The sequence below is a fragment of the Rhizobium sp. BK275 genome (assembly GCF_014193555.1).
Lineage (GTDB): Bacteria > Pseudomonadota > Alphaproteobacteria > Rhizobiales > Rhizobiaceae > Rhizobium.
In genome coordinates, this window is the sequence record NZ_JACHZL010000004.1 from 374,132 (window position 1) to 396,232 (window position 22,101).

Below are 22,101 nucleotides of genomic sequence, written 5' to 3' on the forward strand. Positions count from 1 at the left end.
GATGCTCCTCAGCGGTAACCGGCTTCGCCGGCCTGATGCAGTCTCGGGCCGCGTTCGACGATCGGCTCCAGTGCTTTTTCTACCGGCACATTTGGAGCATCGCTGATGCTCTTCAATGCACCCTCGGGGTTATAGGCCCACTTCACGCCGTTGATCAGCACCTTCTGCACATTCGCATCGTGATAGGTCGGATAGGTCTCGTGGCCGGGGCGGAAATAGAAGATATTGCCGGCACCGCGGCGCCAGGTCAGGCCCGAGCGGAAGACTTCGCCGCCCTGGAACCAGGAGATGAACACCGTTTCCAGTGGCTCCGGCACCGAGAACTGTTCGCCATACATCTCCTCGTTCTCAAGCTCGAAATGCTCCCCGATGCCGGCTGCGATCGGATGGCGCTGGTTGATCGTCCACAGCCGCTCGCGCTCACCCGCCTCGCGCCACTTGAGCGCGCAGGGCGTGCCCATCAGCCGCTTGAAGATCTTCGAGAAATGGCCGGAATGCAGCACCAGCAGGCCCATGCCTTCCCAGACACGCTTGGCGACGCGCTCGACGACGACGTCGGAGACCGCGCCGTGATCCTTGTGACCCCACCAGGTCAGAACGTCGGTCTCGGCAAGCCGGGCTTCCGTGAGGCCATGTTCGGGCTCCTGCAGCGTCGCCGTCGTCGCCGAAATCGCCGGATCGGTGTTCAGCGCCTTGGCAATGGTCGTGTGCATGCCTTCGGGGTAGATGCTCCGGACGATTTCATTGGTAGTCTCATGGATGTTCTCTCCCCATACGACGGTGCGGATGGCCATGGTGGTACTCCTCTGGAACCTTTGGATTTTTGGCAAGCAGGAAGGCAGGTATTCAAAGCGCTTTGGAAAGATGGGCAGCCAAAGCAGTCCCTCCTCCGCATCAGAGGAAGACATAGACCTTTGTCGGTATTTTGACAAAGGGGATTTTTCCGGGCTTAGCGACCCGGAAAAACCCCTTTTCACATCAATGGGAAACGGTCTTGGAGAACAGGTTGACGACGGCCACGCCCGAGATGATCAGGCCGAGGCCGATGATGGCGGGCGTATCCAGCCGCTGCTTGAAAAACACGAGACCGACAGAGGAAATCAGCACGATTCCCAAAGCGCTCCAGATCGCGTAGGCGATGCCAACAGGGATGTGTTTTAGCGTCAGCGACAGACAGTAGAAGGCAGCCCCATAACAGGCAACGACGAGCGCCGTCGGCCCGAGGCGGGTAAACTGCTGGGAAAGCTGAAGCGCTGTCGTGCCGATCACTTCCAGCACGATGGCTGCAACGAGCAGCCCATAGACGGCAGCCGGGTTCATGGCGGTATTTCCTTCGTGTTCTACTTGTGGGTCAGCTCGATGAGGCGGGCAATCAGCTCTCGCCTCAGAGCGTCACCGATATCATGGCTTTCCAACGTATCTGCGAACCACAGACCGTCGGCGGCAAAACGCACGATCAGGGTGTCGAGCGCGGAGTCGGTGCCGATATATTCCTCGGCTCTTGCCGCCACCCATTGGCGCCACCGCAGGCGCAGCCGGGGTTCGGCAAGCAGCGCGATCGTTACCTGCGTCCAGCTTCTGGAATCGTCGGGGCGATCCTTCAGCCCGGACACCGCCTGCAGATAGGCGCGGGAGAAACGTCCCTGCGGCAGCGGATCGCCGCGCATCAACTCGTCTATATCGGCGTCGAACTTCTCCAGCAGGCTTTCGAACAGGGCGTCCAGTAGGGCATTCTTCGTGGGGAAGTGATGCAGCAGCCCGCCCTTGCTGACACCCGACGCAGCCGAGACCGCATCGAGCGTGACAGCGCTCATGCCGCTCTCACCGGCAAGACGCGCGGCGACCTCCAGCAACTGCTGACGCACGAGCACGGGTTGTTTCTTGCGATGATGAGCGTTTGACATGGATTATAAAGATACCGTCCGGACGGTTTTGTCAAGAAGAATCTGCCGGAGACCCTGCCCTGCAAGGGATTATGCGCGAAATGACGCGGCGTTTTGATGACAGTTGCGATCCTTTTTGATCGGGTGCATCTAGAGGGCAGGACCGAAAACTGCGAAGCGGTTTTCGGATATTCCGATGCTTGAACAAAAACCCGGAGCGACGGAGGGGACGCCGCCGCTCCGGGGTGGGTATTTTAGGGATGGTTTCGTGCCTGAAGAAGTCATTACATTGTACGAGGCAATCGGCGGCGATCCGACCGTCCGGGCACTGACGCATCGTTTCTACGAGCTGATGGACGCGCTGCCGGAGGCGAAAAACGTGCGCGCCGTGCACCCGCCAAGCCTCGAAGGCAGCGAAGAGAAATTCTACGAATACATGACCGGTTATCTGGGCGGCCCGCCGCTCTATACCGACAAGCGCGGCCATCCCCGCCTGCGCAGCCGTCATTTCGTTGCCCAGATCGGCCCTGTCGAACGCGACGAATGGCTGCTCTGCTTCCGCCAAGCACTGGATGAAACCATCGCCAGCCAGGCGCTGCGCGACCTCATCTGGACGCCGGTCGAGCGCCTCGCCCATCATATGCAGAACAAGGAATAGTCATGAGCCTGAACGCGCGTCTGGAGCCGGTGCTCTTCCTCTTCGCCGGCCTGTTCGGCTTCGCAGGCGTGGCGCTCGCAGCCCTCGCCGCTCACGGCGGCGGTGATGCGCATCTGGCCGCCTCGGCATCCGCCATGTGCCTCGCCCACGCCCCTGCCCTTCTGGCACTGGCGCTTGGTGCCGGCAAAATCAAAACCGCCTGGCTGGCCGGTTTGCTGATGATCGTGGGGACTTTGCTCTTTGCCGGCGATCTTGTCACCCTGCGCTTTACCGGCAGGAGCCTCTTCCCCTATGCCGCGCCGACGGGCGGCTGGGCGATGATGCTGGGCTGGCTGGCAGTTTCCGCGAGTGCGTTTTGGCGGGTGCGGGCGTAATCCCTTCTCCCCGCTGGGGAGAAGGAGGAACAAGCCGCGACGGCACCCCACAAGTACCGGGTACCGGCCCTTAAATACCCTCCACCACATTAAACCCCTCGAACACCGGAGGCCCCTTGTACATCTCCCTGCGCTCCCCCGCATTGCGATGCGCAGCCCGGAAATTCTCCGACTTCGTCCAGTTCAGAAAATCCTCTTCGCTGCGCCAGAGCGTATGCGAGGAAAACAGCGTGTAGCCCTCCTCCGCATTGGCCTTGCCGCGCAGCAGGCGGAATTCGACGAAGCCTGGAACCTCGGAAAGGCTGGAATCGCGATTGCGCCAGACAGTCTCGAAATCGCCCTCGGCGCCGGTTGCGACCTTGAAGCGGTTCATCGCGATATACATGGAAAGCTCCTCACGCCTTTTTCTTGTTCGCTCGCTCCGCATAAAGCGGAAAGGCGACGATATTATTGCCATTGGCAGCATTCGCGCCAATGGGCCTTGCAGCCGCTTCACCGGGCATGCGCGCCTCCCAGGCGGGAAACAGCACTACATTGGGATAGCTGCGCTGGCGCGCGGCATTTTCCAGAAAAACTTCATACAGCTCCGGCACGAGGCCGTCGCCGCCGTGAGCGGCGAGCTTATGCAGGCCGATCATCGTGAACCCGTCAGGGCGCCCATCATTCATCGGGAATTGTCTCGTTCGTTCATCGTGTTCAGCGCACGTTCCAGGCTGGACTTGCTGCCGTTGCGCAGCGGGATGAAAGCCTTGCCGAACTTCTTGCAGCCGGTCTTCACGCGCAGGCAGGCATCATGGCTGATACAGTCGATGGGGCAGAACACGCAGTCGACCGAAGGAAGCACCGTATCGATGCGGGAAACGGCTTCGCGAAGCCCGCCATCGTGATGGATGAGCTCTGCGCCGAAATTGCTGGCGATCTGGCGCAGATGCGCCACCTGGCAATCACGGCCGCCGACATAGAGGAAACTGCGGCCATCCAGCTTGGAGCGTCCGGAGGAAGGTTCTTTCGTCTCCTGATCGGCCTGAACGCGGATCTCCCGGTTCGCCCCCTTCTTCGCCTTTCGAGCCATTTACCACCCGTTCGCTCGTTGATCGTCACACGATTCCTGCGTGTGCGAACGGACCTTATTAAACTTGATTTTTGTAGTAAAGTATAAAGTTGATTATTTTTATCATATTATCTCGAAACCTCGACGCTCTGGGTAAATGACCAGGTCGCCTTACCCCACTCCGACGGTAGGGGAGGAAAAGGTGCGGCTCGGCGTACGCCATCGAGAACAACCCTATCCAACTCTGCAATACCCGAGCTCCGGGCGATGGAAAGCGCATCCACTCTACCGGTACCATTGATAGTCAACCGGACGCTCACAGTTACTCCCTTCATCTCCTTATATTCGTTAGGTACCCGAACCGAGCGGCGAATACGCTTTTGTACCTTACCGGGGTAGTTGGCTACGGCAGCACTTCCCATGCCGTCGCCTCTGCCAGCGGCGACTGACGTGCCATCGGTTTCTGGGGCGTCCTGCCCCGAGCTGACTCCCTTAGTCGACTCTTGGCGATCCGAGCCTTCTTTTCCACCAGTGGGCTGAACTCTTTTTTTAGGCTGTTTCTTCTCCGCGACCTTTGGCTTCTCGAGCTTCGGCTTCGGCGTCGGTAAAGGCTTCTGTTCCGGCTCTGGGGAAATTTCAGCAGTTTCTACCGGCTTCACTTCCTCTGGCTGAACTTCTACCGTTTGAACTTCGGTCGGCTGGACTGCGGCCGTTTCGGCATGCTCTGGCATTACCGCCGTCGGCATCTCATCCGGGAGAGGCTGTTCGGGCACCGTGGTAGCCATAGGTTGAGCCACGAATGTCTCCGAAGGATTTGCGGAAACAAGAATTTCTGGTTCTGCGGCTACAGCCATCTCAGGCGAGATATGTGTGACTTCTTGCGAAGGCTGCACGGCCTCTACAGGTTCGGCGTCCACTGGCTGCGTCTGCTCTGGCTCTGTTTCCGTAGGCTGAAGTTCGGTAGTCTGCGTAGCTGTTTGAACCGTATCCGGCTCAACCTCTTCTGCGGCAATTTCCTCAGGCTTAACTTCCAAATCGGGGTCACCCGCCAATTGCTGCGTCAGATCGGAATCGCCGTATACAACGACGCTAACGGCTTCGCCGGCATCTTCAATCGCCTCAAACGAAGGTTGCGGAGCGAATATAGTAAGAGCAACCACCAAACCGGCGTGGAAAAAGAATGATCCGATGCACGTCAGCGCCACACGCCGCCGCACCGGCGCCTTCTCATCCTCCTGCTTCTCTACTGCCGCATCCATCGGTAACGGCGTGACCGGAGCGGCAGGCGCTGCTTCCGGATGATCGGGAAAAGACGAGATCTGCGCGAAGCGCGCGTAATGAATAACCTGCTCGCCCGCCGGCTGGCGCTGCGCATTGCGCAGATCGGACAGCTCGTGGCCGGGATGCATGCCGGGATTGTTGTCGTTCAGGCTCTCGCCAGCGCCTTCCTCCTCGATGAGCACGTGTCTCGATCTGGACTTCGCTGAAATAGCCATTTTGCGCCTCGGACAGCCTGAAACATGCGCGCCGGGCTTCATCCCGGCCTGGGTCTTAGCCTTCGAAAGGAACTGATATCTGCGAGCGGGTCACCAGACCCTTCATGCATTCGCCGGTGGCCGGCCCATCGCAGACCGGCGTATCGTTGATGAGGATGCGCGTAACCGTCTCGCACTTGACACCAGGCATATCGAACTGGCGCACGCGCTTCTTGCCCTGCGGCAGATCGCGGAAATCGAGCACGGTGATACGGTCGACGGCATTCTTGTCGTTGAAGAAGGCGAGTTCGAAGGAAACCTTGTTGATCGGCGCCTGGAGATTGTTCTCGGCAACGAAGGTCATCATGCAGCCCTTCTGCGAGGGCGCCAGCGCATTGAGCTCGACATCGAGCTTGGCGCCGGGGAGCTTGGTGGCAGCTGCCGCGTCCTGCGCATAGGCCTGTGCCACGCCCGAAACCGAAAACAGCACACCGGCCGCAATCGCAGCAAACCGACCCATCATTATCGTCTCTCCATAAATCAAATTGACCACCGTCAGGCGGCTTCAAACAGCAGCATCAAAAACTTGACTGCTTTTGTCTTCAATTATTGCGTCTTTAAAAAACTATGAGTATGAGAGTCAAGATAATTGTCACCGGAACCGGGATCTTGACCCCCGCAATCACGGAATAAGCCAACCGAAATGATGGTTGAAAAGCCAGATACCTTTAAGCTCGCACCACTGCGGAACGATCCTGCGGTGGCCGAGATCCGCGTTCTCGAAAGCGGCGATCTTTTTGCCGGCACCAACGAGATCATGATTCGGCACGATGGCGTGATCTATCGCCTGAAGATCACCCGTCAGGGCAAACTCATTCTCAACAAGTAGCTTGATAAGCAGGGTAGAACATGACCGAGCAGACCAGACCGGCACCATCCGAAATCCGCGCATTCCGCGCCGAAAATCCGAAGATGCGCGAGCGCGATATTGCCGCGCAGCTGAAGATCTCCGAGGCGGCCCTCGTCGCCGCCGAAGTCGGCATCAGCGCTGTCAGAATCGATGCCAGCGCCGCAAAACTCCTGGAGCGCGTCGCAGACCTCGGTGAAGTCATGGCCCTGTCGCGCAACGAGAGCGCCGTACACGAGAAGATCGGTGTCTACGAAAACATCAAGGTCGGCGAGCACAATGCGATCGTGCTCGGCGAAAACATCGATCTGCGCGTCTTCCCGAGCCGTTGGGTCCACGCCTTTGCCGTCACCAAGAAGGACGGCGACACCGAACGCCTCAGCCTCCAGTATTTCGACAAGACCGGCAACGCCGTCCATAAGATCCACCTGCGCCCGGCGTCAAACGTCGAAGCCTATCACCGCATCGTCGCCGACCTGAAGCTCGAGGACCAGTCGCAGGAAATCGTCGAGGCAGAAGCGTCCTCCGCTTCTGACGAGGACGGCAATGTCAGCCGCGAAGAGCTGCGCGACAACTGGAGCAAGATGACCGACACGCATGAATTCTTCGGCATGCTGAGGCGCCTGAAGATCGGCCGCCAGGCCGCTGTGCGCACCGTCGGAGACGACTATGCCTGGAAGCTCGACAACACGGCGACGGCTGACATGATGCATGCCTCTGTCAAATCAGGCCTGCCGATCATGTGCTTCGTCGCCAATAACGGCATCGTGCAGATCCATGCCGGGCCGATCTTCAACGTCCAGCCGATGGGTCCATGGATCAATATCATGGATGAGACCTTCCACCTGCATCTGCGCCAGGACCACATTGCCGAGACCTGGGCCGTGCGCAAGCCGACCAAGGACGGCCACGTCACCTCGCTCGAAGCCTATGATGCTGATGGCAACATGATCATCCAGTTCTTCGGCAAGCGGAAGGAAGGCTCCGACGAGAATGCCGAATGGCGTGAGATTATGGAAAACCTGCCGCGGGCAACAAGCGTCGCCGCATAAGGATCAGAGCGATGAAGATGCGTAACAACCTGCGCCGGATCCGCCTCTGGGAACTGGCCCTGACGGCGGCCGTCATGGCCCTGCCGCTGATCCCGGCAGCACCGGCTGGCAAAAGCTTTGCTTTCGTGCGCGCCGCCCAGGCTGAGGAGAAGAAGCTCGACACCTCGCGGCTGGTTTCGGTCGGCGGCGACGTCACCGAGGTCATCTACGCGCTCGGCGAGGAAAGCAGGCTGATCGCCCGCGATACGACGAGCACGTATCCGGAGGCCGCCTTGAAGCTGCCCGACGTCGGCTACATGCGCGCGCTTTCGCCGGAAGGCATTCTCGCCATGAACCCGACGGCGATCATCGCCGTCGAGGGCTCAGGCCCGCAGGAAGCGCTGAACGTCCTGAAGAATGCCAGCGTGCCCTTCGAGACCGTGCCGAACGCTTATACGCGCGACGGCATCATCGCCAAGATCGATCGCGTCGGCACGCTGCTGAACGTTCAGGATAAGGCAAGGGCGCTTGAAGAAAAGGTCGGCGCCGATCTCGACGCCGCCGTCGCAGACGCCGGAAAGCGCCCCGAGGCGGAGCGCAAGCGCGTTCTTTTCGTCCTCAGTGCCCAGAACGGCCGCATCATGGCTTCGGGCACCGGCACTGCTGCTGATGGCATCATCAAGCTTGCCGGCGCCATCAATGCTGTCGGCGAATTCCCCGGCTACAAGCCGCTCACCGATGAGGCGATCATCAGCGCCAAGCCCGACGTAATCCTGATGATGAACCGCGGCGATGGTGCCAGCACCAGGAACGAGGATCTGCTTGCCCAACCATCGATCGCGCTGACGCCGGCCGGCGAAAAAAAGGCGATCATCCGCATGGACGGCATGCATCTGCTGGGCTTCGGCCCGCGCACGGCAAGCGCCGTTCGTGAACTCAACGCGGCGATCTACGGGGGCTGACGATGGCCGTTCCGGAAGCCATGATGGAAAACAGGCGATCCTTCTCTGTGGCGTTCCGCAGAAGCAGGCAGGCGGGCGATAGAACCAACCTCGCCCTCGCGGGCATCGCCTTCCTCGTCGTGGCTTCCGTCTTCGCCCTGCTCTTTTCCATCACGACGGGGGCGTCGGACGCTTCCGTTCTCGATGTCATGAGAAACATGACGGGCTCCGAAACGGCACTCAGCGCCCGCGACCGGATCATCATCTTCGATATCCGCCTCCCCCGCGCCATCCTCGGCTTCCTGATCGGCGGATCGCTCGCCGTCTCCGGCGCAGTCATGCAGGGCCTGTTCCGCAACCCGCTGGCCGATCCCGGCCTCGTTGGCGTCTCCTCGGGCGCGGGTCTTGGCGCAGTCGTCATGATCGTGCTCGGCGGCACGATCGCAGCGCCTCCCTACCTTGCACTCGGCATCTATGCCCTGCCGCTTGCAGCCTTCGGCGGCGGCCTCGCCACCACCCTGTTGCTCTACCGGGTCGCCACCAGCAATGGCCGGACCTCCGTCGCCACCATGCTGCTCGCCGGCATCGCACTCGGCGCCCTGGCCGGCGCATTGACCGGCGTGCTGATCTATATGGCCAACGACCAGCAGCTGCGCGACCTCACCTTCTGGGGCATGGGCTCGCTTGCGGGCGCCACCTGGATCAAGATATCAGCAGCCGGCCCCATCATCCTTCTGTCCTTTGCCACGCTGCCCTTCATGGCCCGCGGATTGAACGCGATCACCCTTGGCGAAGCCGCGGCCTTTCACATGGGCGTACCCGTCCAGCGGCTGAAGAATATCGCCATTGTAGCGGTTGCGGCCGCCACCGGCGCTTCCGTCGCCGTCAGCGGCGGCATCGGCTTCGTCGGCATCGTCGTGCCGCATATATTGCGCATGGTGATCGGCCCGGATCATCGCTTCCTGCTGCCGGCCTCGGCCTTGCTCGGCGGCTCGCTGCTGATCTTCGCCGACGTACTTGCCCGCACCATCGTCGCCCCCGCCGAACTGCCGATCGGCATCATCACCGCTGCGGTCGGCGGCCCCTTCTTCCTCTGGATCCTGCTGCGGCAACGCTCGCGCCTGGCCCTTTGAGTGTGTTGCGATGATCGAAGTTTCCGGCGTCAGCGTGCGCCTTTCCGGCAAGACCATCGTGCACGACGTCGCCTTCACTGCGAAGGCCGGCGAACTGACTGCCATTGCAGGCCCTAACGGCTCCGGCAAGACGACGACGATGAAAGCCGTTTCCGGCGAACTCGCCTATGACGGTTCCGTACGACTGAACGGCGAAGAGGTACGCGCGCTCAAACCCTGGCAGCTCGCTTCCGTCAGAGGGGTCCTGCCGCAAGCGAGCGCCATCTCCTTTCCCTTCACGGTGCGCGAGATCGTCCGCATGGGCCTGACCTCCGGCCTCAACCTGCACGCCGATCAGGCCGATGAGACAGCCGCAAAGGCGCTTGCATCAGTCGATCTCGGCGGCTTCGAGGCGCGCTTCTATCAGGAACTCTCGGGCGGCGAGCAGCAGCGCGTGCAGCTTGCCCGCGTGCTCTGCCAGATCGCCGAGCCGGTCGTGGACGGCAAGCCCTGCTGGCTGCTGCTCGACGAACCGGTCTCCAGCCTCGACATCAGCCACCAGCTGACGATCATGACGCTCGCGCGTAATTTCTGCGAACGCGGCGGCGGGGTCATCGCCGTCATGCACGATCTCAACCTGACGGCCCTCTTCGCCGAGAGGATCGTGCTGATGAAATCCGGCCGGCTGGCAGCGTCCGGCAATGTGCGTGAGGTGCTGACGGACGAAACCATGCAGTCCGTCTTCGGCTGCCCGCTGCGCGTCAACAAGGTGCCTGTCGATGGCACGCCCTTCGTGCTTGCGCACAGCGCGCTTCCCGCCGGCTGAGGAACCTTTCCAATCCAAATGCGTTGTCCGCAATGATTTGGGTCAAAGCCGGGCGCTCTCTTCCGTGCCATCGATGGTGCTGACCCCGTGAGAAACCGGGCGGCATTTTTTGCGCCCAGCTATGGAGACAGTCATGGCCTATTCCTTCTTCCAGTCCAGCCGCAGTCGCCGCAACGGCGCTCTCCACAATCTCGAAACCAGCATCGAGGACCAGATCGAAGCCCTGCGCGACGAACTCGCCGAACTGACCCATGTTCTCGGCAAGACGTCCCGCCATCGAGGTGAAACGCTGCGCTCACAGGCATCCGCGAGCTTCGAGGACATTCTCGGCCGCAGCGAGGACCTGCTGAACGAGTTGCAGCAGCGCTACCTGCGTAGCGCCGGCGAAGTGCGCAATACGGTCCGCCGTCACCCGCTGGCAACGGTGGGCGCCGCTGCCGCCTTCGGCCTGCTCGTCGCCATGCTCGCTCGCCGCTAGAGTATTCCCGCTCTTTTAGAAAACGGAAATACTCTATCTGTTTGTTTTAACGCAATTCCGGACGCAAAACCGCTGCGCACTTTTGCTGGAATTGCTTTAGGAGGCTCGATGCTCTTCCCAATCCTGAGCCTGCTCGTGGGCACGAGCGTCCACCGCACGGTGGAACGCACCAAGCGCAACGGCATCTTCGTCGCCGTTGCGTTGCTTTTTCTGCTGACCGCCTATGCGCTTGCCGTCACCGCCGGAGCGATCTGGCTGGCCGGCATCTACGGCGCCATCGGCGCAGCCCTCTTTCTGGCGGCCTGCGCGCTGCTGATCGCGATCGTCGTCTTCGTTATCATGGCGATCATCAATGCCCGGGAAGCCCGCCGCGCCCGCGAACGCCGCGCCGCGTTGGAATCTCTGGCAACCGTCGGCCTCGGCCTTGTCCGCGCCCAGCCGCTGCTGACCGCCGGCATCGTGGCCGCTCTTGTCGCCGCCAATCTGGTGGGTTCGAGGCGGGACGACTAAACCCGCCACGTCTCCCCTTTGAGGAAGGCAGCCACTTGCCCCGCTGCATATAAAAAGCCGGCGCCCGATAGGGCTGCCGGCCATCCTTCCTCCCAGGAAACACTTTGATCAGAAGGCGAAGGCCTTCGACGTCAACGGCGCCGACGTGGCATCCGGACCGAAATCCGCCTCGCCGGAAATCTGCAGCAGCTCCTGCAGACGCTGACGCGCGCGGTTCACGCGGCTCTTGATGGTACCGACGGCGCAGCCGCAGATTTCCGCCGCTTCCTCATAAGAGAAGCCCGAAGCGCCGACGAGAATGATCGCTTCGCGCTGATCCGGCGGCAACTGATCCAGCGCCTTCTTAAAGTCCTGCAGGTCGAGCGCGCCATATTGGGACGGGTGGGTCGCCATGGATTCGGTAAACAAACCGTCGCTGTCCTGCACCTCGCGGCCGCTCTTGCGCATCTGGCTGTAAAGCTCGTTGCGCAGGATCGTGAAGAGCCAGGCCTTCATGTTCGTTCCCATCTCGAAATGGTCCTGCTTGGCCCAGGCCTTCATGATGGTATCCTGAACCAGGTCGTCGGCGCGGTCGTGCCGGCCGATCAGGGATATGGCAAAAGCGCGAAGGCTCGGCAGGGCCGCCAGGAGTTCGCGCTTGAAGCTCGGTTGCGCTTTTTCCATGCGGGTATTCCTATTCGGCCATCTTTGCGGAAGCCATCATTTCGGCCCGGTCGAGCTTTTCGAGCAGGTCGAGGAAGCGATCGGGAATAGCTTCCTCCTGGGCGGCAGCATAGAGTGACCGCAACCTGACGCCGATCTGATTGTTCGGATCCAGTATGTCGCTCGCCCGCACTTCCTGCTGGCGCTCGTCCAGTGCCTCTGTCTTTTGTGTCGTCATCAACTGATCACTTCTTGCCTGTTTCTCGGGATGAAAGGCAAAGTCTGCTGTGAAAATCAAATGGAACGGACACCCGACCGATCAAGTCGGTTCTTTCAAACCGTTGATGCAACAGATCCATCCCCTTCACATGGGTCAAAATGTAACGCCCTTCATTTGTCGGCTAGGATAATGCGATGCTGCAAAAATAGTTCCTCATTTTCCGGAACTTTTTTATGAAGATCGCGTTGTCAGGTCATTGAGACCATTTACTGGCCTGTAGACGGGAGTTTTTAATGACACTTTCCACTCGAATTGCGCCGCACCTTCCTTATCTGCGTCGCTATTCCCGCGCGCTTACCGGTACCCAAACTTCTGGCGACGCCTATGTCGCCGCCGTCCTGGAAGCGATCATCGCCGATCTCTCCATTTTCCCGGATACCGTGAATGACCGCGTCGCACTCTACAAACTGTTTACGCAACTGTTTGGTTCCACTGCAGTCGAGATTCCCGAACCCTCCTCTCCCTATGCCTGGGAACAGCGCGCGACGCTGAACCTTTCCAAGGTTTCGCCGCTCGCCCGGCAGGCTTTCCTGCTCGCTTCAGTCGAGAATTTCCGCGTCTCCGAGATCGCGGACATTTTAGAAATCAGCGACGAGGAAACCATGCAACTGCTCGACAAGGCCTCGCATGAAATCTCGCGCCAGGTCGCGACCGATATCATGATCATCGAGGACGAGCCGCTGATCGCCATGGATATCGAGCAGATGGTCGAAAGCCTCGGCCACCGCGTCACCGGCATCGCCCGCACTCACACGGAAGCGGTCGCGCTCTACAACAGGACGAAGCCGAACATGGTGCTGGCCGATATCCAGCTTGCCGACGGCAGTTCGGGTATCGACGCCGTCAACGATATCCTGAAGACATCGAGCGTTCCGGTGATCTTCATCACCGCCTTCCCTGAGAGATTGCTGACCGGGGAGCGGCCGGAGCCTACCTTCCTCGTGACCAAGCCTTTCAACCCCGACATGGTCAAGGCCCTGATCAGCCAGGCGCTTTTCTTCAACGAAACGACCCGCGTGGCAGCCTGAAGCATGAATTTCGGCCGCGCCGGAACCATTTCCGGCAACGATGCGTTCCGGCTCTGCCGGAGCGTGTTGGTAGCTTTAACGGTTTTTGCAGCGCTTGCTTCTAGAATGACCGGCAGGTTTGTCGGGAGGGCTGACATCCCTCCATGTGTTCGAAGGGACTGAAGAAAGGCGGCCGCGTGAATACGACTGGACCATTGTCCGGAACGCCTTTCACTACCGAAGGCAAGGCGGCCGTGATGGAGCGCGCGCTCGCCAGCGCCGCTATCTCGATCCTGTATCAGGATACAGGCCTCGCCATCCTCTATGCCGAAAATCTTCTCCCTTATTTCCAGAAGCGTTTTGTCGCCGGCGGCGATGACGGTTCGCTGTTTGGTGAAACACACGGCAAATCCCTTGCCGTGATGAAGCGGAGGGTGCTTGAGACCGGCGCCTCCAGCAATGCCGAGGTCGATGTTGCGATCGACGGCGAAGTCAGGACATTCGAACTGAAAGTTCAACGTACCGGCGGGCGCGGCAATTACGGCCTGCTCTCCGTCATTTCCGAGGTCACGGAAAGCCGCCATCGCGAAAAGGTGCTGAAATCTCTTCTGCGCGAGCTTTCCCACCGCTCCAAGAATCTGCTTGCCATCATCCAGGGTATTGCCACCCAGACGGCCCGCAATACTCTTTCGCTCGACGCTTTCCTGATGAAGTTCCGGGGACGCCTCCAGTCGCTTTCCAACTCTCAGGATCTGATCACCGACTCCAGCTGGCGTGGAGCCTTCCTCTTCGAACTCGCCGAAAAGCAGTTCGCCCCCTATTGGCCGGAAACTGCAGGCTCCATGCCGATTTATGGCATCAACGCCCATCTGACGCCGAACGCCGCCGTGCATCTCGGCCTGGCGTTGCATGAGCTCATCGTCAATTCCGCCTCCTATGGCGCGATTGCCGGTGGTGCGACGTCAATCACCCTGAACTGCCGGGAAGCTGACATCTCCGGCCGCAGGGCGATCGAACTGGCATGGGTGGAGACACTCCCGAACAGCGCCGATGTGCACGAATTCAGCGAAAACAGCTTCGGCCGCACGGTGCTGGAGCGTGTCGTGCCCTCCTCCGTCAACGGCAAGGCCGAACTGACGCTCGTCCCCGGTCGCATTGAATACCACCTGAGGGTTCCGGAAACGGAATTCGAAATCCTGAAGCGCAGCTGAGGACGCAGAACCGCTGCACGCTTTTGCTGCTGGAATTGCTTAAGGCCCAGACGGAAAAACAGCCGGTGCGAGGGCGGCGCACTGGCTGTTTCCACTCACCGGGAGGGGACCGTGAGTTCGTCCGAATGATGGGTTGGGGGCGCGCATGTTGGGTCGATGCGGTCATCATCCGGATATCGCATTAACTACGCTCGTTAACTTTGGTTCCGCCGGTTCGAAAAAAAATTCGACTTTTGTCAATTTTTTTCCGCAACCCGAAATCCGAGTGTCGCTCCGGTCCATTCAATGGGAAGGCAGAGATTGCTCAAAGAATCCTCACATTGAATAAAATCAATAAGTTATAGTGTAGGAAGGAAAGAAAATTGCCAAAATTTTACCGTTTGATAAATTTTTGAACCTGAGTTACGATTCCCTCACTGGTCGTTACCAATAAAGAGGGAACTTCAATGGAACGTCTGGAAACTGGGATTCGTGCCGGCCGGCTTTCCTCCGCCGAGTACGAGGCTAATTTTTCCGATCTTCATCCGCGCCTCGACAACCACGAAGCGCTGGTCGCCGCTGACCGCTGTTATTTCTGTTATGACGCGCCGTGCATGACGGCCTGTCCCACCTCGATCGACATTCCGCTTTTCATCCGCCAGATTTCGACCGGCAATCCCCTGGGTTCGGCGAAGACCATCTTCGACCAGAATATCCTCGGCGGCATGTGCGCCCGCGTCTGTCCCACCGAAGAGCTCTGCGAACAGGCTTGTGTGCGCAACACGGCCGAAGAACGCCCCGTCGAAATCGGCCGCCTCCAGCGCTATGCGACGGATGCGGCAATGGCCGCCGACAAGCAGTTCTACCGGCGCGCTGAACCGACCGGCAAGAAGATCGCCGTTGTCGGCGCCGGTCCCGCCGGTCTCGCAGCCGCCCATCGCCTTGCCGTCAAGGGCAACGAGGTCGTGATCTACGACGCCAGGCCGAAATCCGGCGGCCTCAACGAATATGGCATCGCCACATACAAGACGGTCGACGATTTCGCGCAGAAGGAGGTCGATTACGTCCTTTCGATCGGCGGCATCGAAGTGAAGCACGGTGAGCAGCTCGGCCGCGATTTCTCCCTCTCCGACCTGCAGAGCCAGTATGACGCCGTCTTCCTCGGCCTCGGTCTCGCCGGCGTCAATGCGCTGCGCGTCGACAACGAAAATCTGCCTGAAGTCGATGACGCCGTCGATTTCATCGCCGCGCTGCGTCAGGCCGGCAACAAGGGCGAGATCGCCATCGGCCGCCGTGTCGTCGTTCTCGGCGGCGGCATGACGGCAATCGACGCCGCCGTGCAGGCAAAGCTTCTCGGCGCGGAGGAAGTGACCATCTGCTACCGCCGCGGCAAGGAGCACATGAACGCCTCGGAATTCGAGCAGGATCTTGCGACCTCAAAAGGCGTCATCATCCGCCATTGGCTGGCGCCGAAATCCATCCTTTCCCAGGACGGCAAGGTAGCCGCGATCGAGGTGGAATATACGGCTCTCGTCGATGGCCGCCTCACCGGCACAGGCGAGACCGGCGTCATCACCGCCGATCATATCCTCAAAGCCATCGGCCAGACCTTCGAAGCCTCCAGCCTTGGAGCATTGCGGATGGAATCCGGCCGTATCGCCGTCGATGCCGAAGGCCGCACATCGATTGAAGGTGTGTGGGCCGGCGGCGACTGCGTCTTCGGCGGCGAAGACCTCACCGTATCTGCCGTCGCCCATGGCCGCGATGCGGCCGAATCCATTCACCGCGCCCTGTCCGCCGCTGCCGCTCCGGCTGTCGCCGTCGCCTGAAGGGGAGAATGAACAATGGCTGATCTCCGCAATAATTTCGTCGGCATCAAGTCTCCGAACCCCTTCTGGCTCGCCTCTGCACCGCCGACCGACAAGGCCTACAACGTCGAGCGCGCCTTCAAGGCCGGCTGGGGCGGCGTCGTCTGGAAGACGCTCGGCGAGGAAGGCCCGCCGGTCGTCAACGTCAACGGCCCGCGCTACGGCGCGATCTGGGGCGCTGACCGCCGCCTGCTCGGCCTCAACAATATCGAGCTCATTACCGACCGCGACCTGCAGACCAACCTTCGCGAAATGAAGCAGGTCAAGATGAACTGGCCGGATCGCGCCCTCATCGCCTCGATCATGGTTCCCTGCGAGGAACAGGCCTGGAAGGCGATCCTGCCGCTGGTCGAAGAGACCGGGGCTGACGGTATCGAACTCAACTTCGGCTGTCCGCATGGCATGTCCGAGCGCGGCATGGGCTCGGCCGTCGGTCAGGTGCCGGAATATATCGAAATGGTCGTGCGCTGGTGCAAGCAGTACACCCGCATGCCCGTCATCACCAAGCTGACGCCCAACATCACCGACATTCGCCGCCCTGCCCGCGCCGCCAAGGCCGGCGGCACGGATGCCGTCTCGCTGATTAATACGATCAACTCGATCGTCTCGGTCGATCTCGATAATTTCGCGCCGAACCCGACCGTCGGCGGCAAGGGCAGCCATGGCGGCTATTGCGGCCCGGCGGTCAAGCCGATCGCGCTCAACATGGTCGCCGAGATCGCCCGCGATCCGGAAACCTACGGCCTGCCGATATCAGGCATCGGCGGCATCACCACCTGGCGCGATGCGGCGGAATTCTTGGTGCTCGGCGCCGGCAACGTCCAGGTCTGCACGGCAGCCATGACCTATGGCTTCAAGATCGTACAGGAAATGATTACGGGCCTCTCCGACTGGATGGATGAAAAGGGCCACAGAACCCTCGACGACATCACCGGCCGCGCCGTGCAGAACGTCACCGACTGGCAGTACCTGAACCTCAACTACATCGCCAAGGCGAAGATCGACCAGGACGCCTGCATCAAATGCGGCCGCTGCTACATCGCCTGTGAGGATACCTCGCACCAGGCGATCACCAACGTCGTCGATGGCGTTCGCCATTTCGAGGTGATGGACGAGGAATGCGTCGGCTGCAATCTCTGCGTCAGCGTCTGCCCGGTCGAGAACTGCATCACCATGGAGCAGCTTCCGGCTGGCTCGCTGGACAAACGCACCGGGAAAGTGGTCGATCCGAACTACGCCAACTGGACGACCCACCCGAACAACCCGATGGCCCGCCAGGCTGCGGAGTAAGACCTCCGAAACACCTGATGAAGAAGCCGCCCATCCACGGCGGCTTTTTCTTTACCTGCCGTCGATTCTCAAAACCCGAACGACTTCCTGTAAGCGCTCGGACTCGTCCCCAACCGCCTCCTGAAATGGTGGCGCATGGTCGCAAGCGTGCCGAAACCGCTGGCGATGGCGATATCATCGAGCGACACGGCAAGCTCCTTCTCCAGAAGGTCGCGCGCATGCCGCAAACGCTCCTTCAGCAGCCATTCGCCGACACTGTCGCCGGTCGTCGCCTCGAAGCGACGCTGGAAGGTCCGCATGCTCATGCCGGCCCTGCCGGCAAGCAGGCTGATCGGCTGCTCATCGGAAAGCCGCTCGCGCATCCATTCGATCAACGGTCCAAGCCGAATACCCTCGCGTTCTTCCGGCACGGGAGCCGCAATGAACTGTGCCTGCCCGCCCTCGCGATGCGGCGGAACGACCAGACGGCGCGCGACGCTGTTGGCGGCGTCCGGGCCGAAATCGCCGCGCACGACATGCAGGCAGAGGTCGATGCCGGCCGCACTGCCTGCCGCCGTCAGGATGGTTCCTTCGTCCATATAGAGCACATGGGCATCCAGCGCGATGTCGGGGTAACGCTCGGCAATCGAGGCGACATACCGCCAATGCGTCGTCGCACGCCGCCCAGCGAGCAGGCCTGCCGCGGCAAGGACAGCGACACCCGAGCAGAGTGACATCACTCGCGCGCCGCGCTCGTGGGCATCACGAAGCGCTGCGATCAGAGGCTCCGGCACCGGCGCATCGATCGCCCGCCATCCCGGCGCGATGATCAGGTCCGCTTCGTCGAGCAATTCAAGCCCTCTGTCGACCGCAACCGTCAGCCCGCCGGCGGCTCGCAGCGGGCCGGGCTCGACGCCGGCGACCGAGAAACGATACCAGCTCTCGCCCATTTCCGGCCGCGACAGGCCGAACACCTCATAGGCGATGCCGAATTCGAAGGTGCAGAGCCCGTCATAGGCAAGCGCCACGACATGCGGCCCCCGTGTCTTGTGAACATCCGATTCTGGCATGATCTTTACGCTATCAGTCACGATGGCCAATTTCGCTCATCACTATCATCGGCAATGATCGGCTGCAACCAAGTCAAAAAGGACAAGATCATGCCGAGCCCGGTTTCCGAAATCCCTGCCGCCGCACCCGAAGCTGCCGCCGAGCACTTCGCCCGCAAGCTCGCCTTCGAGACCGACTGCTCGGATGTGAACGCCGCCTTCACTTCGGGCAAGGTCGATTTTGTGCTGCTCGACGTCCGCTCGCCGGCACTCTTCGCCCTCTCGCATATTCCAGGCGCCCTCAACCTGCCGCACGGCAAGATGACCGCCCATCGCATGTCGCAATGGCCTGCGGATACGCTGTTCGTCGTCTATTGCGCCGGTCCGCATTGCAACGGCGCGGACAAGGCGGCACTCCGCCTCTCCCGCCTCGGTCTGTCCGTCAAGCTTATGATCGGCGGCCTCACCGGATGGGCGGACGAAGGTTTTGCTTTCGAAGGCGAAGCAGGCGTTGCCGCCTGATCCGGGTTCCCTTCTCCTCGCTCGAGGAGAAGGGAACCATAGCTCAAAACTCGACCACGACCTTCCCGAACGGCCCGCGATAGAGATGATCGAGCGCTTCGGGGAATTCCTCGAAAGCGTAGCGCTTGTCGATGACGGGTTTCAGCCCGATCTGATCCACCGCCCGGACCAGATCCTCCAGCGCCCGGCGATGACCGACGGAAATACCCTGTACCACAGGCGCCTTGAGCAAGAGTTGGCCGGCCGGACCGGACACTTCGAAACCTTCGAGAACGCCGATGACCGAGATGCGGCCGTTGACCGCCACAGCCTTCAACGCCTGACCGAGATGCGCGCCACCGACGATCTCAAGGACGTGATCGGCGCCGTAGCCGTCGGTCAGCGAATAGAGCTGCTCCACCCAGTCACCGTCATTGCGGCCGAGCGCATGATCGGCACCAAGGGCAACGGCGCGTTCCAGCTTTTCAGCGCTGCCCGATGTGATGAAGACCTCCGCCCCATGCGCCTTGGCGATCTGCAGTCCGAAGAGCGCAACGCCGCCTGTGCCCTGAACCAGCACCTTGTCGCCAGCCTTCAGGCCGCCGCGCTCGATCAGCGCGAACCAGGCCGTCAGTCCGGCGCAGGGCAATGTGCTCGCCTCAGCCGCATCGAGTGTGTCAGGTGCGCGCGAATACCATTCCTCTGAAAGCACCGTATATTGCGAGAGAACGCCGGGATAAACGCCGCCACGCGTGCTGTAGGGCGGCGTGCGGGCGTCACCCAGACCGCGTCCGTCGATCCAGTCGGGCGAGAAGGTCGAGATCACCCGATCTCCCGGCTTGAAGCGGGTGACATCGGGACCGACGGCCTCTACGATCCCGGCCATGTCGGAAGCCGGCACGAAGGGAAATTGCAGCGGCAATCCCATGCCGGTTTCCATCACGAGCCTGTCACGAAAATTCAGTGAGACAGCCTCCGTCCGCACGAGAATTCTGTCACTCGAAACCGGCTCGAGTCTCCGCTCACCGATCGCAAGTTTCCGCTCCGGTCCAACCGTGTCGATCTGCCATTGCCGTGTCGTCTGCATTGTCTCACTCCTTGTCCGATTGCGGGAAGCGAAACATATCGTTGAAATATTCTCTCCAGTTGAGATATTAATTCACCAGACTGGTTCCGTAAGGGAAACAATATGGAGCACCTGAAAGGCATCTCGATCTTCGTCGAAGCCGTCGAGGCCGGCGGCTTTTCGGCTGCCGCCGAGCGGCTTCATCTCACGCGCTCCGCCGTCGGCAAGACCATCGCCCGCCTGGAGCAGCGGCTCGGCGTGCGCCTCTTCAACCGCACGACACGTATGCAGAGCCTGACGGAGGAAGGCCGCTTCTTCTACGAACGCTGCCTGCGCGCGGTTGAGGAAATCCGCCTTGGCGAGGCAATGCTGGAATCGGGCCGCCGCACCGTGCGCGGCCGGCTCCGTGTCTCGATGCCCGTGCTCTTCGGCCGCCTCTGTATCGCGCCTGTTCTGGAGGACCTGCTCGATGAACATCCCGAACTGGAACTCGACCTTTCGTTTAACGACCGCATCGTCGATCTGCTCGAGGACGGCTTCGATCTTGCCATCCGCAACGGGCCGCTGAAGGACCATCCAGACCTGATGGCCCGCGCGGTCGCTCACCAGCGTATGACCGTCTGCGCATCACCCGGCTATCTGGAACGACATGGCATGCCGCAATCGATCGCCGATATTCCTCAGCACAAAGGCATCGTCTACCGGCGCGGCGATTATGAAAGAAGCTGGATATTCCCGACGCCCGATGATCGATGGCGGGAGATCCAGCCGAAGACGCGGCTACGGCTCGATGATCTCGGGGCGATCACAGATGCGGCGGTTGCCGGACGCGGGCTTGCCTGGCTGCCCTGCTGGCTGATCCGCGACGACGTCGCCGCAGGCCGCCTCGTCCAGGTGCTGAAACACGAACAGCAGAGCATCTTCGATGCCCATGCCCTCTGGCTGCGCTCGCCGGTCATGCTGCCGAAGGTAAGACTGGCGATCGACACGCTCGCCGCCCGGCTTCCGGCAATGATGGGCTAAGCAGCGAGCATCCGGCGATGAATTAGCGGCCTGACCGATCCGGCCGCAATCCCCCGATGAAAAGCTGCTCAAGGAACCGCGCCGCATCCTCGAAGCGCCCGTCGCCGGAATGCTCTTCGCCGAGCACGGCGCGAACCTGAACGTCGAAATCGGCATAGTGCTGCGTCGTCGACCAGATCGAGAAGATGAGATGATAGGGATCGCAATAGGTGATCTTGCCGCTTTTGATCCAGGTGCGGATAACGGCCGCCTTTTCGTCGACCAGCTCTTTCAAGGGGCCTTTCAGCATATCGAGAACGTGCGGCGCCCCCTGCAGCATCTCGTTGGCAAAAAGCCGGCTTTCGCGGGGAAAATCGCGCGCCATCTCGAGCTTGCGGCGGATATAGCTGCGGATCTCCGATTCCGGATTGCCTTCCGCATCGAAGGCCCTCAGCGGCTCGAGCCAGTTATAGAGCACCCGGTCGATCAGCGCGCGGTGCATGGCTTCCTTGGTGCGGAAATAATAGAGCAGGTTCGGCTTCGACATGCCGGCCACCTCGGCGATCTGGTCGATGGTCGAACCGCGGAAGCCGCTGACCGAAAACACATCGAGCGCCGCTTCCAGGATCTGCTCTTCCTTCTCCTCCTGAATGCGTGTCCGCCGAAGTGTCTTCGCCGCTCTCGGTATGGCCATCCGCTCTTTTCCCCTTGAAATTCAACTCCTTCGCTCAAGATTGAAAGAACGGCCCCTCCCGCCGCTTTAATGGGCACTTGCCGGTATTTTTGCCCTTATATTTCTATGTATTTTTCGTGATTTTCGTCTTGAGCGCAGCGATGGAAGTTGTAATGTTTACCAATCGGTCAAATTATCCGCCAGATAAAAAACAAAGGCAACTGGCGATTTTCCGGCGCTGAAAGAACAACAAAGCGGCGACGGATTTGACTACGGGAACATGGCGGGCATGCACCTTGCACGACTGC

At 60.7% G+C, this 22,101-nt stretch carries 28 protein-coding genes; 15 read left to right on the plus strand and 13 right to left on the minus strand.

Annotation, left to right across the window (positions count from 1 at the left end; all coding sequences use genetic code 11):
- Positions 1-8 precede the first annotated feature (8 nt).
- The 3 genes from FHT82_RS15300 to FHT82_RS15310 form a co-directional block, all read right to left on the minus strand.
- Positions 9-794, minus strand: a complete 786-nt coding sequence (locus FHT82_RS15300; protein ID WP_183732088.1) for a ThuA domain-containing protein — start codon at positions 792-794, stop codon at positions 9-11.
- Between the two features lie 184 nt (positions 795-978).
- On the minus strand, positions 979-1,320 hold the full coding sequence (locus FHT82_RS15305) for an SMR family transporter (RefSeq protein ID WP_183732091.1): 342 nt from the start codon (positions 1,318-1,320) through the stop codon (positions 979-981).
- 20 nt (positions 1,321-1,340) lie between these two features.
- Positions 1,341-1,904, minus strand: a complete 564-nt coding sequence (locus FHT82_RS15310) for a TetR/AcrR family transcriptional regulator (RefSeq protein WP_183732094.1) — start codon at positions 1,902-1,904, stop codon at positions 1,341-1,343.
- Between the two features lie 247 nt (positions 1,905-2,151).
- Between FHT82_RS15310 and FHT82_RS15315 the strand changes: the two genes are divergently transcribed.
- Together FHT82_RS15315 and FHT82_RS15320 are read left to right on the plus strand one after the other, a co-directional pair.
- Positions 2,152-2,541 (plus strand): group II truncated hemoglobin, encoded by a 390-nt coding sequence (locus FHT82_RS15315; RefSeq protein ID WP_183732097.1) that lies wholly within the window; start codon positions 2,152-2,154, stop codon positions 2,539-2,541.
- A gap of 2 nt (positions 2,542-2,543) precedes the next feature.
- A complete protein-coding gene (locus tag FHT82_RS15320) occupies positions 2,544-2,915 on the plus strand; it encodes a DUF423 domain-containing protein (protein WP_183732100.1) in 372 nt (123 codons plus the stop codon).
- 70 nt (positions 2,916-2,985) lie between these two features.
- Here FHT82_RS15320 and FHT82_RS15325 read toward each other — a convergent pair whose 3' ends face one another.
- From FHT82_RS15325 to FHT82_RS15345, 5 genes are all read right to left on the minus strand, one after another.
- On the minus strand, positions 2,986-3,300 hold the full coding sequence (locus FHT82_RS15325) for an antibiotic biosynthesis monooxygenase (RefSeq protein ID WP_183732102.1): 315 nt from the start codon (positions 3,298-3,300) through the stop codon (positions 2,986-2,988).
- A gap of 10 nt (positions 3,301-3,310) precedes the next feature.
- Entirely contained in the window at positions 3,311-3,583 is a 273-nt protein-coding gene (locus tag FHT82_RS15330; RefSeq protein ID WP_183732105.1) for a hypothetical protein, read from the minus strand.
- A complete protein-coding gene (locus tag FHT82_RS15335) occupies positions 3,580-3,987 on the minus strand; it encodes a DUF2325 domain-containing protein (RefSeq protein ID WP_183732108.1) in 408 nt (135 codons plus the stop codon). Before FHT82_RS15335 ends, FHT82_RS15330 begins: the two co-directional genes overlap by 4 nt.
- Before the next feature lie 107 nt (positions 3,988-4,094).
- Positions 4,095-5,462, minus strand: a complete 1,368-nt coding sequence (locus FHT82_RS15340; RefSeq protein ID WP_183732110.1) for an energy transducer TonB — start codon at positions 5,460-5,462, stop codon at positions 4,095-4,097.
- A gap of 55 nt (positions 5,463-5,517) precedes the next feature.
- Positions 5,518-5,964 (minus strand): hypothetical protein, encoded by a 447-nt coding sequence (locus FHT82_RS15345; RefSeq protein WP_183732113.1) that lies wholly within the window; start codon positions 5,962-5,964, stop codon positions 5,518-5,520.
- 180 nt (positions 5,965-6,144) lie between these two features.
- Between FHT82_RS15345 and hemP the strand changes: the two genes are divergently transcribed.
- The 7 genes from hemP (at position 6,145) to FHT82_RS15380 (ending at position 11,246) form a co-directional block, all read left to right on the plus strand.
- Positions 6,145-6,330, plus strand: a complete 186-nt coding sequence (hemP, locus tag FHT82_RS30680) for a hemin uptake protein HemP (RefSeq protein ID WP_183732116.1) — start codon at positions 6,145-6,147, stop codon at positions 6,328-6,330.
- A gap of 20 nt (positions 6,331-6,350) precedes the next feature.
- Positions 6,351-7,400, plus strand: a complete 1,050-nt coding sequence (locus FHT82_RS15355) for a ChuX/HutX family heme-like substrate-binding protein (RefSeq protein ID WP_183732120.1) — start codon at positions 6,351-6,353, stop codon at positions 7,398-7,400.
- An 11-nt stretch (positions 7,401-7,411) separates the two neighbouring features.
- Entirely contained in the window at positions 7,412-8,341 is a 930-nt protein-coding gene (locus tag FHT82_RS15360) for an ABC transporter substrate-binding protein (protein WP_183732123.1), read from the plus strand.
- Positions 8,342-8,343: 2 nt separating this feature from the next.
- Positions 8,344-9,453, plus strand: coding sequence for an iron ABC transporter permease (locus FHT82_RS15365; RefSeq protein ID WP_183732126.1), 1,110 nt, complete (start codon positions 8,344-8,346; stop codon positions 9,451-9,453).
- 10 nt (positions 9,454-9,463) lie between these two features.
- Positions 9,464-10,258 carry a heme ABC transporter ATP-binding protein gene (locus FHT82_RS15370; protein ID WP_183732129.1) on the plus strand — a complete coding sequence of 265 codons (795 nt, stop codon included), beginning with the start codon at positions 9,464-9,466 and terminating at the stop codon, positions 10,256-10,258.
- A 133-nt stretch (positions 10,259-10,391) separates the two neighbouring features.
- On the plus strand, positions 10,392-10,736 hold the full coding sequence (locus FHT82_RS15375; RefSeq protein ID WP_183732132.1) for a DUF883 family protein: 345 nt from the start codon (positions 10,392-10,394) through the stop codon (positions 10,734-10,736).
- Between the two features lie 108 nt (positions 10,737-10,844).
- The gene (locus FHT82_RS15380; protein ID WP_183732135.1) at positions 10,845-11,246 is read left to right on the plus strand and encodes a hypothetical protein; all 402 of its coding nucleotides are present in this window, start codon (positions 10,845-10,847) and stop codon (positions 11,244-11,246) included.
- A 108-nt stretch (positions 11,247-11,354) separates the two neighbouring features.
- Here the strand turns inward: FHT82_RS15380 and FHT82_RS15385 are convergent, their stop codons facing one another.
- Together FHT82_RS15385 and FHT82_RS15390 are read right to left on the minus strand one after the other, a co-directional pair.
- On the minus strand, positions 11,355-11,909 hold the full coding sequence (locus FHT82_RS15385; RefSeq protein WP_183732138.1) for an RNA polymerase sigma factor: 555 nt from the start codon (positions 11,907-11,909) through the stop codon (positions 11,355-11,357).
- 10 nt (positions 11,910-11,919) lie between these two features.
- On the minus strand, positions 11,920-12,126 hold the full coding sequence (locus FHT82_RS15390; RefSeq protein ID WP_183732141.1) for a NepR family anti-sigma factor: 207 nt from the start codon (positions 12,124-12,126) through the stop codon (positions 11,920-11,922).
- A 275-nt stretch (positions 12,127-12,401) separates the two neighbouring features.
- Between FHT82_RS15390 and FHT82_RS15395 the strand changes: the two genes are divergently transcribed.
- The 4 genes from FHT82_RS15395 to preA all read left to right on the plus strand — a co-directional run bounded on the left by FHT82_RS15395 (position 12,402) and on the right by preA (position 17,523).
- Entirely contained in the window at positions 12,402-13,196 is a 795-nt protein-coding gene (locus FHT82_RS15395) for a response regulator (protein ID WP_183732144.1), read from the plus strand.
- Positions 13,197-13,390: 194 nt separating this feature from the next.
- Entirely contained in the window at positions 13,391-14,386 is a 996-nt protein-coding gene (locus FHT82_RS15400; protein ID WP_183732784.1) for a sensor histidine kinase, read from the plus strand.
- A 446-nt stretch (positions 14,387-14,832) separates the two neighbouring features.
- Positions 14,833-16,194 carry an NAD(P)-dependent oxidoreductase gene (locus FHT82_RS15405; protein WP_183732147.1) on the plus strand — a complete coding sequence of 454 codons (1,362 nt, stop codon included), beginning with the start codon at positions 14,833-14,835 and terminating at the stop codon, positions 16,192-16,194.
- Positions 16,195-16,209: 15 nt separating this feature from the next.
- Positions 16,210-17,523 carry an NAD-dependent dihydropyrimidine dehydrogenase subunit PreA gene (gene preA / locus FHT82_RS15410; RefSeq protein ID WP_183732150.1) on the plus strand — a complete coding sequence of 438 codons (1,314 nt, stop codon included), beginning with the start codon at positions 16,210-16,212 and terminating at the stop codon, positions 17,521-17,523.
- A 68-nt stretch (positions 17,524-17,591) separates the two neighbouring features.
- On the opposite strand, the gene ftrA is transcribed toward preA, so the two are convergent.
- Positions 17,592-18,593, minus strand: a complete 1,002-nt coding sequence (gene ftrA / locus FHT82_RS15415) for a transcriptional regulator FtrA (protein ID WP_183732152.1) — start codon at positions 18,591-18,593, stop codon at positions 17,592-17,594.
- A gap of 69 nt (positions 18,594-18,662) precedes the next feature.
- Between ftrA and FHT82_RS15420 the strand changes: the two genes are divergently transcribed.
- On the plus strand, positions 18,663-19,073 hold the full coding sequence (locus FHT82_RS15420; RefSeq protein WP_183732155.1) for a rhodanese-like domain-containing protein: 411 nt from the start codon (positions 18,663-18,665) through the stop codon (positions 19,071-19,073).
- 43 nt (positions 19,074-19,116) lie between these two features.
- Here the strand turns inward: FHT82_RS15420 and FHT82_RS15425 are convergent, their stop codons facing one another.
- Positions 19,117-20,139: an NAD(P)-dependent alcohol dehydrogenase gene (locus FHT82_RS15425; protein ID WP_183732158.1), complete on the minus strand. Its 1,023-nt coding sequence runs from the start codon at positions 20,137-20,139 to the stop codon at positions 19,117-19,119.
- 102 nt (positions 20,140-20,241) lie between these two features.
- On the opposite strand from FHT82_RS15425, the gene FHT82_RS15430 reads away from it, so the two are divergent.
- Positions 20,242-21,141: a LysR family transcriptional regulator gene (locus tag FHT82_RS15430; RefSeq protein ID WP_183732161.1), complete on the plus strand. Its 900-nt coding sequence runs from the start codon at positions 20,242-20,244 to the stop codon at positions 21,139-21,141.
- Positions 21,142-21,163: 22 nt separating this feature from the next.
- On the opposite strand, the gene FHT82_RS15435 is transcribed toward FHT82_RS15430, so the two are convergent.
- A complete protein-coding gene (locus tag FHT82_RS15435; protein ID WP_183732164.1) occupies positions 21,164-21,814 on the minus strand; it encodes a TetR family transcriptional regulator C-terminal domain-containing protein in 651 nt (216 codons plus the stop codon).
- Positions 21,815-22,101 lie beyond the last annotated feature (287 nt).